This is a genomic window from Rhodococcus sp. H29-C3, assembly GCF_030063405.1.
Classification (GTDB): domain Bacteria; phylum Actinomycetota; class Actinomycetes; order Mycobacteriales; family Mycobacteriaceae; genus Rhodococcoides.
This window is the reverse complement of record NZ_JASITC010000002.1, coordinates 695,225-706,275: the sequence shown is the minus strand read 5'-3', so window position 1 is coordinate 706,275 and position 11,051 is coordinate 695,225. Positions and strand designations below refer to the sequence as shown.

Below are 11,051 nucleotides of genomic sequence, written 5' to 3'. Positions count from 1 at the left end.
GTTGCATCTGCGAGATGCCCTTCGTTGTGGCCGAATCTTTCCCTAGACAAGATTGATTCTTTCACCACGGCAGGGCATTTCGCTTCTGCGACTCGGTCACGTTCACGGCCCAATCGGTGCATTCAGGTTAAAGTCGAAGAGCCGGCATAGGAGGAGTATGCGCTTCGCTGCATTACACGGGAAGCGCGGACTTTCCGGTCTCCCGGATTGTCAGCACGGTGGCTACGCCGATCGCACAGACGCCCATCACCAGATAGGCCGGGGACATACTGTTGCCGGTCGACTCCACCAACTGAGCCGCCACGTACGGTGCCGTTCCGCCGGCGGCGATGGTGCCGATGTTGAATCCGAGGGACACCCCGGTGTATCGAACCGATCGAGGAAAGAGTTCGGTGAACAATGGGAAAGCCGGAACCTGAACTACACCGTTGAGCACCATATACACGAAGTAGATGCATCCAACAACGAAGATGCTTGTCGTCGCACCCAGAATCATGAACGCGGGCAACGCAATCACGATGTATCCTAGATAGCCGGCCAGTAGCACCGGTTTTCTGCCGTAGCGGTCGGTAAGCATCCCACTGACGGGGAATGTGGCGCACGCCAGCGCAATACTGATGGCCGACGTCCAATACACGGCATCCTTCGAGAACCCGAGATCATTGATCAGATAGACACTGAAGTAGGTGAGCCCGATGTATCCGGAACCGTTCATGGCGATCGCAATGCCGACCACGCGCAACACCGACTTCGGGTTCTTCTTCACCACGTCGGACAGCGGGCTCTTGGCAACCTGATTCTTCTCTGCCATCTCTTCGAACTCAGGTGTGTCCTCGAGCTTCAATCGGACGCGGAGACAGACGAATGCAAGCGGCAATGCCAACAGGAACGGAATTCTCCAACCCCATGAGGACATCTGCTCGTCGGTGGTACCCAGTGCCACCAGGCCGACCACTGCGGCCGCGACGGCGAAGCCCAGGGTCGACCCGATAGGCGTGAAAGAGCCGAAGAATCCACGACGGTTCGGCGGTGCTGATTCAGCGATATACGTTGCTGCCCCGCCGATTTCACCTCCTGCCGAGAATCCCTGCGCAAGGCGGATGAAGACGAGAAGAATCGGGGCAAGCGCTCCTACTGAGGAATGCGTCGGCAGAAGCCCCAGAACACCACATGCGAGACCCATGCACACGACGGTGATGACCAGTGCGGACCTACGACCACGCCGGTCACCGAGACGCCCGAAGAAGATCCCACCCAGCGGACGGGCCACATAGGCAACTCCGAAGACTGCGAGGGTTGCCAGAATCGAGACCCCGGGACTGGTCGACGGAAAGAACAGGGGTGCGATGACTACCGCCAGAAACCCGTAGACGGCAAAATCGTAGTACTCGATGAGCGTTCCGACGCCACCTGCGATTGCGGCGCGGCGCGCGGTTGTGGTCGACGCCGGCGGCGGGCCACCCGTGCCAGAGCGAGCGGGGGAATGTTCCACGTTCGTCATTGTGCCTGTCCTTGTGGTGTGAGGGAGCGTGAGTGTTCTTCGAGCAGAAGTTCGTACGACCCGCCTGCTTCGATGACCTGGACGGTTCGGGCGTTGGGTCGAGTACCGACGAGTTCGAGACCGCCGACGGTCCGCAGTGTCGCCGCGCGCCAATCCAGCGTCACGGCATCCCCCGTCGTGACTGCGGCGGATATGCCGGGCACCGTGATGAGCGGCATCCCGTTGAACGTCTCGCCCCGCCAGAATCCGGGGGAGAAGGACTCGGCGACTATCGCGGCGATCCCGCAATTTCTGAGCGCGACCATGGGTGGATAGTGCGGGTGCCCGTATCCGAAGTTGCGGCCACCGACGATGATGTCGCCCTGCTGAACCCGGTCGACGAAACTACTGTCGTATGCCGTCATGCAGACCGAGCGAAGATGCACGGGATCATAGGATTTGATGTTGGATACTCCGACGACGAGGTCGATGTCGAAGTCGTCGCCGAACACCCAGGCGACCTCGCCGGTGATGACGTCGGGAGGTGGCGGGTAGGCGCTCATCGACCGACCTCCACCGTCTGCGCCGACTCCGTGATCGCACCGGCCAACGCGCTGGCGGCAACCGTGAAGGGCGACCCCATGTAGATGTTCGCGTCCGAGCTTCCCATCCGACCCGAGATGTTCAGCACGCCGGTAGAAATACAGTTCTCGCCGGCTTGGAGTGGCTTCTGGTATCCGAAACAGAAGTCACAACTCGACACCGCGATCGTGGCTCCGGCCGCGCGCAGCACGTCGAGGATGCCCTCACGTTCGGCCTGCTCGTGCACCTTCTGTGACGTCGGCACCACGTTGAGTTCGACGCCCGGAGCCACTCGACGCCCGTCGAGGACCAGTGCCGCTGCGCGGAGATCCTCGATTCGCCCACTGGCGCACGAGCCGATGAAAGCCTTGGTGATCGGTGTACCGGTCAGCTCCTTGGCAGTCTTGGTATTGGCTGCCCGAGCCGAACCTGGCTGCACAACCTGGGGGACGACGGTGGCAAGATCGATCGTGTACCGCGCTGCGTAGGTCGCGTCGGCATCGGGATAGACCGGCTCGAATTCTCGCCGCGCAACATCGCTCGCGTAAGCCAACGAGATCTCGTCGGGTTCGAACACCGCGGACACGGCCCCGGTGAACATCGCCATACCGCACAGACCCTGACGATGATCGATCTTCATCGTCTTCGCGCCCCGGCCACCGAATTCCATGACCTGATGTGCGCACCCGTCGGCACCGACGAGATCGATGATGGTGTGCACCAGATCTCGACTGTCGACGCCAGGGGCGAAGTCGCCGATCAGGTCGAACCTGGTGGTTGCAGGGATGTCGACGAACAGCTGGCCCGTCACCCAGGCTTCGATGAGGTCGCGGCGAATTCCCCACCCGAGCGCACCGAATGCGCCGATGCCACTGATGTGGCCGTCGAAGTGCACGAGAAAGTCGCCGGGAATTGCGAGACCGAGTTCGGCGGTCAGCTGGTGACCGATACCGCGGCCTTCGTGGAGTTCGATTCCGTAGAACTCGCACCAATCGCGAGTGACCTTGTGAACTTCTGCTTCCTTGTCGTCGTTCCTGGTCAACATGTGGTCGATGAAGACGACGTAGCGGCTCGGATCCGACAGCTCGGTGATTCCGAAGTCCTCCCGCATTTGACGGAACATCACGTCGGTGTAGCCGGGGAAGTCGTAGGCGATCATGCGCGCTGGGCGCACGGCATGATTTTCCCCTGCGCGGACCGTCGGGCTGTCGCAGGTCCGCGCCAGTATCTTTTCCGTCATCGTGAATCCCACGTCGTTCACCGGTTCGATTCCGCGGGAAGGTATTTGCGTTGTTTCGCTTCCACCTCGGGAAAGCCGATCAGGTTCACGAAGTCGTGATGCGAGAGCGCGTCGGCACTCACCGCAGCCGGTGCTTCACCCCGAGCCAGCCGGCGCAACGCTTCCTGTGCTGCTCCCGTCGCAGCCATCAGGACCTGCGTCGGCAGCAGGGCAAGACGTACCCCGATTCGATCGAGAACTTCGGGCGTGAAGTCCCGTTCGGTCCACGTCGACGCCGTCAGGGTTGCCATGAGTGGTACTCCGACTTCCTGGTGACAGCGCTCCCACTCTTCGATGGTCTCGAATGTCTTGGTGACGGGCATGATCATGTCCGCACCGGCCTCGACGTAGGCCTGTGCTCGACGGATGGCGTCGTCGCCACGTGAATCCGTCCGTGCGATGAGCAGCACGTCGTCGGGAATCGAGTCTCGGACGGCATGAATCTTTCCGGTTGCCTCGGCGACGTCGATCAGATCTACGGGCTCGCCGACGCAGATCGGGCACGATTTCGGGGAAACTTGATCCTCCATGAACATGCCCTGTACGCCGGCGGCAACGAACTTCGATGCCGTCCGAGCTGCGTTCACTGCGTTGCCGTATCCGGTGTCGATATCTGCGACCAGCGGAAGCTTCGAGGATTCGCGGATGGTGCGTACGGCGTTCAGATTCTCGGTCATCGTGTAAAGCTCGGCGTCGGGCAGCCCGAGCGCCGCGGATACCGCGAATCCCGACGCGCACAACGCGCTGAATCCAGCCTGGTCAGCGAGTCGCGCAGTCAGTCCGTCCCACACCCCTGGGGCGTAGACGAGGCCGCGCGAAGTGAGGTCTTTGAGAGTTGGAGCCGATTCAGTCATGTCACCATCCGTTTCGTATTGCGGAACACGTTCCGCAGATCACATTACCGAAGCTAGAGTGGTCGGAGTCACATGTCAAGGGATCGGCCCCGCACCATCTGTTCGTATGATGGCGAGACCGACCACCCGCCGAAACGAAAGTGAGCACTTGTGGCTGCGCCTATCGAGTCCGAAGTACAGGTCGGCCGCGACATTGTCGGAGCCGTCCTCAAGGCGTGCAGTCTGCTGGAATATTTCGACGCCTCTCGGCCTGTCTGGACGCTCAACGAACTCACGTCCGCGAGCGGTATGAACAAGACGACCGTGCACCGACTGATGACGACCCTCATCCACGCGGGCTGGGTCGCTCGAACCGTCGAGGGCTCGTATCGAATTGCGATGCCGGTGTTCGAAATCGGCTCCGCTGCACTGGTGAATCTCGACATCCGCACCGCCGCAAGGCCGTTCATGATCGACCTGGCCGAGACGTTCGGCGACACCGCCTACCTCATGGTTCCCGCCGACGAGGGTGCAGTCTGTATCGATCGACTGGAAGGAAACAACCCCCTCGTCGTCGCGGGGATCAACATCGGATCGGTGATGCCCTACCACGCCGCGGCAGGACCGATCGTCATGCTGGCATTCTCGGATATGTTGCGTAGCAGATGGATCGAGCGCGGGTTACCGTCGTTCACCGAACACACGTTGACCGATGCTGCCGCACTCGGCAAACACCTGGACTCGGTACGGGCCGCGGGGTACTCCGTAAGCAACTCCGACTACCTCCAAGGTGTTGCGGCAGTGGCGGCACCCATTCTCGGCCGAAACGGTTCGGTGATCGCGTCGATCAGCATCGGCGGTCGAGTCGAAGCCTTCACCGGGACAGCTCTCGAGAAGAAGATAGAGCAAGTGCGCGACGCGGCGAGCCGGCTCACCAGGGTCGCCGAGGCCCTGCCGCAGTAACACTCGAGAAGTACCGACAATCGCGCGGTAGTCTGGATGAAGTGAAGGCAGCGCCAACCATCGGATCTTTCGTTCTTGCCTGCCTACTCGTCGGAGCCGATGCAGTCGCCGTACCTTCGCGCATCCCCGTTCCCGCTGTTGCCGTGCCTGCAGTCGGGTTGACCGCCGACCCGCCACCGGTTGGCGCCGACATGGTCGCGGGCGTGAGCCCGATCGCCGAACCTGCTGCACTGGTCGGTGGTGACGAGACTTCGGAGTCGACCGCCCGTACCTCCGGTTGGAACGACTATCCGTACGTGCGCTACACCGTCACATTCGCGTCTGATGTAGCAGTCGCCGAAATTGCCTGGCGGGGAACATCCGTCAACACCAATGATCTTGCATTGCACACTTGGAATCCAGATACGCAGTCCTGGGGGCAGTCGATCGCAACAGCGGCACCCACTGCTCCCGGCGGAACCATCGATCTCACCGCGACAATCACCGCCATCGACGGCCCCGTGGAAGTCATGGTGATCGATACTCCGCGGGCGAATGATGCCTTTCAAGAGGACAACTCCGAACCCAATCGACAATTTGCAACGGCCGACACTTACGACTTTGCCCTACAACACATCACAGATACGCAGTACATCACCCGGGACGACCCCGATGTGTACGACGAGATGACCCAATGGACGGTCGACAACGCGGAGAAGTACGGCATCGAATACAGCATGCACACCGGGGACATCATCCAGAGTTGGATCAGCCCCGGACGTCCGGATACTCAGTCCCGCAAAGAATTCGAAGCAGCAAGCGAGTCGATGAAGGCCCTGGAAGATGCCGACATTCCACACGGAGTGCTACCGGGCAACCATGACAACATCTGGAACGTCGCAGGCAAGCTGGTCCCAGGCGAACACGAGAAGAACCACGCTCTGTACAACGAGTACTTCGGCCCGGACAGGTACCGGAACCAACCGTGGTGGGGTGACTCGTTCACCGAGGAGGATAATTCGGCGCACTACGACCTGATCGACCTCGCAGGCGCGAAGTTTCTGATGCTCTACATCGGCTACAACCCGCCCGAAAAGGTCATGAAGTGGGCCGAACAGGTCCTCGCCGACAATCCCGACCGAAACGTAGTCATCGGCACCCATTACTACCTCGACGAGGATGGCGAACGAAAGATGATGGCCTTCGGCGATATCGGCGCCAGCTCCGGACAGCAGATATGGAATCGGTTGGTCGTCCCGAACGAATCGGTCTTCCTCGTCCTATCCGGTCACATCGATGGTCAGGCAACCGTCGTGGACCGAGGAGTCGGCGATACGGACCGAACGGTCGTGCAGCTCCTCGCCGACTACCAATACTTCGAGGTCGACGGTGAACGAAGAGCCGGTTTCCAACGACTGCTGCAACTCGACCTCGACGGTGGAACCATGGCCGTAACCTCACACTCGCCGACGCTCGACGCCTTCGACGTCGAAAACTACGACCCCCGTCGACGCTTCCAGCCGAGCGACGGCGAGTTCGTCACCGACTTCACCTTGCGCGCCGATGTTCCAAGGGCCGTCAGCGCGCAGTAACCTGCCAACTTCCGACGAGACAGATCACAGCATTCCAGGGCCTCGCCCGAGCAGATCCGATAGCTTCGATGGCGTGCACACCTTTGAAGACCTTGTGGCAACGATCGATGCATCCCCCGCCGCGGTCGCTGTCCACGACCGCGAAGCCTGGGTGAACCTGTACGCACGCGGAGGAGTGGTCAACGATCCCGTCGGTTCTCGACCGCATCAGGGCAGACAGGCGATAGAAAAGTTCTACGACACCTTCATCGCTCCCAACACGATCAACTTCCACGTCGAGAACGACGTGGTGGATGGAATGTCCGTCGTCCGGGACCTGTCGCTCGAGACCATCATGTCCACCGGAGCCACATTGAACGTCCCGATGCATATTCGGTACGACCTCGTCGACGAGGAAGGCGAGCTGAAGATCGCACGACTCGCTGCGCACTGGGAGTTGGCATCGATGATCGGACAATTGCTGCGTGCGGGAACCAAAGGCTTGGCTGCATCGGCGAAGCTGACACCTCAGCTGATCGGGAACCAAGGCCTCGGTGGCGTAGTTGGTTTCATGGGCGGCCTGCGTGGCGTCGGGAGCAAAGGTAAGCGCGCGGCAACCGAAGCGCTGGAAGCGATCTCACAAGGACACAGCGCGGCCGTACGAACGGGCGCAGGCGACGACGTCGCTGCGGGTTCACTACGTGGAATGACATTCCGGAAGTTGATCGCCGCCGGCAATACCGTCAGTGCCACAGTCGAACACCAGTCTCGACGCGGCGTCGTTCTCGTAGAGTTCGGCGACAAGTCGTTGCATGTCGCTTCGATTACTGCGTTCGGACTTCGACCGAACTCGTGAGCTGAAACGCCGCCGGCCGACTAGGGGAACATATGTTCGAGTTCTTGTCGGTCGGCGGGGTTACTCTGATTCCATGCTTTCGGGGGATCGTATTTCAGGGGTAGCCGGGGTGGCAGCTGACACTGGATTCGGTGGTGACAGTGGGTCTTCCGGTGGCAGCTGCGCTTCGGCAGAGTCGACGCCATCGTCGGTGCTGGAGATCGAGGACGTCGACCTCGCACATGCGATTGCGACAATCGAAGATCAAGTCTCGATGCTCAGACGCCTCGATACCATCGGGGCATCGAATTCCGACCGACGAGCACTACTGGTCCGCGCCGAAACACTTCAACACGCCCTGTTCGCCCTCTCACACACTTGGATCGCCGACCTCATCGCTCAACACGGACTCGACCACATCTACGGATCCGTACCCGACACCCTCGCGATACTCCTACGACTCTCCAGAAGACGAGCTAGCCAACGCATCCGGCACGCCGAACAGTACGGCCAACGCTCAGCCATCACCGGCGAACGACTCGACCCGATCCTCACCACCACAGCCGCCGCCGCCGCCGCAGAAGGCACCCTCGACGAAGAACACCAACACATCATCACCAACTTCTTCCGCACCCTCAGTCCTGACATCGATCCCGAAACCCGCCACCACGCCGAGCAGCAACTCACCGAACTAGCCCGTCAACTCGGCCCCGACAACTTCAAAGTCGCCGCCAGACGACTCTTCGACACGCTCGACCCGGACGGCACCAACGAAGACGAGCAACAGATCGCCGAACGGTGCTACTTCCGCATCAAAGACCAAGGCCAACACGGACTCTCCAAAGGCACATTCCTGATCGACGCCGAAACCCGCGCCTACCTCGAAGCAGCATTCGCCACATGGGCCAAACCAGGAATGTGCAATCCCGCCGCCACCACACCCGACTCCGCACCCTCCACTGACAGCATTCGCCACGACAGTGGAAGTAGCAGCGGCAGTACAGGTGGCAGTTCCGAAGTCAGAAGCACCGACAGCAGCACCGACAGCAGCACCGACGATCGCGCCAGAAGGGACCGCCGCAGCCAAGGACGACGCCAACACGACGCACTGAAAACCATCGTCAGGCAAATGCTCGCCTCTGGCGACCTCGGCAGCCATCGAGGGCTACCCGTCACCGCCGTCATCACGATGACCCTGTCCGACCTCGAAACAGCTACCGGCCACGCCGTCACTGCCACCGGATCCCTGATCCGCATGCGCGACGCCATCCGCATGGCCTCCCACGCGCACCACTACCTTGCCATCTTCGACGACCACGGACGATCCCTGCACCTTGGGCGAACCAAACGGATCGCCACCGCTGATCAACGCATCGTCCTCATCGCCGCCGACCGCGGTTGCACCTTCCCTGACTGTACCCGACCCGCGACCTGGTCACAGGTCCACCACATCGACGAATGGGCCACCGGTGGGAACACCGACATCGACACCCTCACCTACGGCTGCGACATGCACCACCCACTCATCGGACCCGACGACACCGACTGGGCAACAACGAAAACCGGACCAGGCCACCCCTACCCTCGGCGCACACTCGGGCATCCCCCGACCACACTCGACCCCACCCGGAAAGGCCACATCAACCACTACCACCACCCCAACGAATACATTTACCCAACGCCCGAAGACAGCACGCCCGAACACGCCACGCCCCCAACACAACCCGGGACACCGAGACGCGGCGGCCCCGATCCACACCCGCCACCCACCTGACACCACCCGGGTAGCCGGCCACCAGTGACTGCCAGCGGCACAGAGCTTCACCTGTGCCGCCAACAGTCATGCCGCGCGCCGACCGGCACCGGGCATGAGCCCCTAGAACCGAGCCCCCCACCCCCGGCACCCCTGCCCCCCAATCCGCGAGTCGAACCATCCAGCGGGCACGCCGAGAAGACAGCCCCAGAACACCGCAGCCCAGAACACCGCATTCCGCAGCCATCACAGCCATAATCGATACTCATGCAGGCGGCAAGTCGGGCGGCGCTCCTCACGGTGCTGGTCTTCGCTGTCTCGGCTCTGCCGACGCCACTTGCACCCGGTGTGCGTGAGCCCCTCGTGTCCGCACCGGCCCCCGTGCTCGCAGAGCCGCCACCTGCGCCGTTGACTCTGGAGGAGTTGTCCGCGCGAGTGAATCCGACGGTCGTGACCATATCGGCGGAGTTCAGCTTCTACGGCGTCGCGGGCACCGGGTTCGTCGTCGATTCGGACGGCCTCGTGCTCACCAACTTCCATGTGGTCGAGGAAGCAACCGACGTCACTGCGGTACATATGGGCAATGGTTTGATCTACGACGCGTCGGTGCTCGGTTATGACAAGACCCGTGATGTTGCGGTTCTCCGGTTGGCTTCTGCGGTCGACCTTCCGGTGGCCCCGATCGGGAGGTCTGCAGCCGTTGCCGTCGGCGATGGGGTTACCGCGGTGGGCAACGCGGACGGCGCGGGAGTTCTCGTCGCCGCACCCGGACGCGTGGTTGCGCTGCAGGAATCCGTCATCGCCGAGAGCTCGGTCGATGGTTCGCGGAACGAACTGACCGACATGATTCGAATCGACGCCGACGTACGCGCAGGCGATTCGGGTGGCCCGCTGGTCGACGCGTGGGGCAATGTCATCGGCGTCGACGCGGCCGGGCTGTCCGAGAAGGCTCGGCAGACTTCGGCCCCCGAGGCATATGCCATTCCCATCGATACTGCGATGGCCGTGCTCGAACAGGTCCGTGACGGCAGATCCGGAGGCACTGTCCATGTTGGACCGACGCCGTATCTGGGTATCGGCGTTCGCGATGTCTCGGTATTGCGCGACACGGGACCATCGCAGGGTGCCGCGGTCACGTCCGTTCAATACGATTCCCCAGCCGAGCGGACCGGTTTGCTTCGCGGCGACGTCATCGTGTCCTTCGATGGACGGCCGGTGCGTACGTCGAAGGATCTGATCGAAGGGATGATCGAGAAGAGCCCGGGCGACGTCATCGAACTCGAATGGGTCTCTGGCCAGGGAGTCCGTCAACAACGATCGGTGACCCTCGAGCTGGGGACTCCGACTGCGTAGTCGCTCAGGCTTGCAACACGGACAGGATGTTTCCAGCGGGATCGGTGAACCACGCGATCAGCGGGCCGCCGTGTCTGAAGATGCCCCGCTCATCGGTCCCCATATCGGGGTAGTGCTCGAACATCACACCTTTGGCGGTCAGGGCGTCGACGGCTGCGTCGATGTCCGTGACCGGGAAGTTCAGTATCGTGTAGGCCGCGGGCACATGATTGGGCCGGGGGTAGATCAACACTTCGTTTGTCTCGCTGAGCTGGAGATTTATCAGGCCCATGTCGCCGTCGACGACGGCAAGTCCCAGGATCTCGGAGTAGAAGGCGCGGGCGGCCTCGATGTCGTCGACAGCGAATCCGGTGAAGGGTGCGCGGGTCAATTCGATAGTGGGCATACCTCATCGTGCCCCTTTCGAAGTCGGTGCGAGGCGGT

At 61.7% G+C, this 11,051-nt stretch carries 10 protein-coding genes; 5 read left to right on the top strand and 5 right to left on the bottom strand.

The window, feature by feature from the left end; translation table 11 throughout:
* Window positions 1-172: 172 nt before the first annotated feature.
* Genes QMK32_RS07300 through QMK32_RS07285 form a run of 4 tightly spaced genes read right to left on the bottom strand, consistent with a single transcriptional unit; the run spans window position 173 to window position 4,195 of the window.
* Window positions 173-1,501 carry an MFS transporter gene (locus QMK32_RS07300; RefSeq protein ID WP_283473955.1) on the bottom strand — a complete coding sequence of 443 codons (1,329 nt, stop codon included), beginning with the start codon at window positions 1,499-1,501 and terminating at the stop codon, window positions 173-175.
* Window positions 1,498-2,043: a 3-isopropylmalate dehydratase small subunit gene (locus QMK32_RS07295; protein ID WP_283473954.1), complete on the bottom strand. Its 546-nt coding sequence runs from the start codon at window positions 2,041-2,043 to the stop codon at window positions 1,498-1,500. The genes QMK32_RS07300 and QMK32_RS07295 overlap by 4 nt, the downstream gene beginning before the upstream one ends.
* Window positions 2,040-3,302 (bottom strand): 3-isopropylmalate dehydratase large subunit, encoded by a 1,263-nt coding sequence (locus QMK32_RS07290; protein WP_283473952.1) that lies wholly within the window; start codon window positions 3,300-3,302, stop codon window positions 2,040-2,042. The genes QMK32_RS07295 and QMK32_RS07290 overlap by 4 nt, the downstream gene beginning before the upstream one ends.
* A 17-nt stretch (window positions 3,303-3,319) precedes the next feature.
* The gene (locus tag QMK32_RS07285; RefSeq protein WP_283473950.1) at window positions 3,320-4,195 is read right to left on the bottom strand and encodes an isocitrate lyase/PEP mutase family protein; all 876 of its coding nucleotides are present in this window, start codon (window positions 4,193-4,195) and stop codon (window positions 3,320-3,322) included.
* A gap of 150 nt (window positions 4,196-4,345) precedes the next feature.
* Here QMK32_RS07285 and QMK32_RS07280 point away from each other — a divergent pair, with 150 nt between their 5' ends.
* From QMK32_RS07280 to QMK32_RS07260, 5 genes are all read left to right on the top strand, one after another.
* Complete coding sequence (locus tag QMK32_RS07280; protein ID WP_283473948.1) at window positions 4,346-5,137, top strand: IclR family transcriptional regulator; 792 nt, start codon at window positions 4,346-4,348, stop codon at window positions 5,135-5,137.
* Window positions 5,138-5,178: 41 nt separating this feature from the next.
* Window positions 5,179-6,708, top strand: coding sequence for a metallophosphoesterase family protein (locus tag QMK32_RS07275; protein ID WP_283473946.1), 1,530 nt, complete (start codon window positions 5,179-5,181; stop codon window positions 6,706-6,708).
* Between the two features lie 73 nt (window positions 6,709-6,781).
* A complete protein-coding gene (locus tag QMK32_RS07270; RefSeq protein WP_283473945.1) occupies window positions 6,782-7,543 on the top strand; it encodes a nuclear transport factor 2 family protein in 762 nt (253 codons plus the stop codon).
* A gap of 73 nt (window positions 7,544-7,616) precedes the next feature.
* Complete coding sequence (locus QMK32_RS07265) at window positions 7,617-9,296, top strand: HNH endonuclease signature motif containing protein (protein ID WP_283473944.1); 1,680 nt, start codon at window positions 7,617-7,619, stop codon at window positions 9,294-9,296.
* Window positions 9,297-9,542: 246 nt separating this feature from the next.
* Window positions 9,543-10,628: a S1C family serine protease gene (locus QMK32_RS07260; protein ID WP_283473943.1), complete on the top strand. Its 1,086-nt coding sequence runs from the start codon at window positions 9,543-9,545 to the stop codon at window positions 10,626-10,628.
* 4 nt (window positions 10,629-10,632) lie between these two features.
* On the opposite strand, the gene QMK32_RS07255 is transcribed toward QMK32_RS07260, so the two are convergent.
* The gene (locus QMK32_RS07255; protein WP_283473942.1) at window positions 10,633-11,013 is read right to left on the bottom strand and encodes a VOC family protein; all 381 of its coding nucleotides are present in this window, start codon (window positions 11,011-11,013) and stop codon (window positions 10,633-10,635) included.
* Between the last annotated feature and the right edge of the window lie 38 nt (window positions 11,014-11,051).

What these genes read in the sequence shown, in the direction of transcription:
- QMK32_RS07300 (WP_283473955.1), bottom strand. Translation starts at nt 1,501, where the DNA reads ATGACGAACGTGGAACATTCCCCCGCTCGCTCTGGCACGGGTGGCCCG.
- QMK32_RS07295 (WP_283473954.1), bottom strand. Translation starts at nt 2,043, where the DNA reads ATGAGCGCCTACCCGCCACCTCCCGACGTCATCACCGGCGAGGTCGCC.
- QMK32_RS07290 (WP_283473952.1), bottom strand. Translation starts at nt 3,302, where the DNA reads ATGACGGAAAAGATACTGGCGCGGACCTGCGACAGCCCGACGGTCCGC.
- QMK32_RS07285 (WP_283473950.1), bottom strand. Translation starts at nt 4,195, where the DNA reads ATGACTGAATCGGCTCCAACTCTCAAAGACCTCACTTCGCGCGGCCTC.
- QMK32_RS07265 (WP_283473944.1), top strand. Translation starts at nt 7,617, where the DNA reads ATGCTTTCGGGGGATCGTATTTCAGGGGTAGCCGGGGTGGCAGCTGAC.
- QMK32_RS07260 (WP_283473943.1), top strand. Translation starts at nt 9,543, where the DNA reads ATGCAGGCGGCAAGTCGGGCGGCGCTCCTCACGGTGCTGGTCTTCGCT.
- QMK32_RS07255 (WP_283473942.1), bottom strand. Translation starts at nt 11,013, where the DNA reads ATGCCCACTATCGAATTGACCCGCGCACCCTTCACCGGATTCGCTGTC.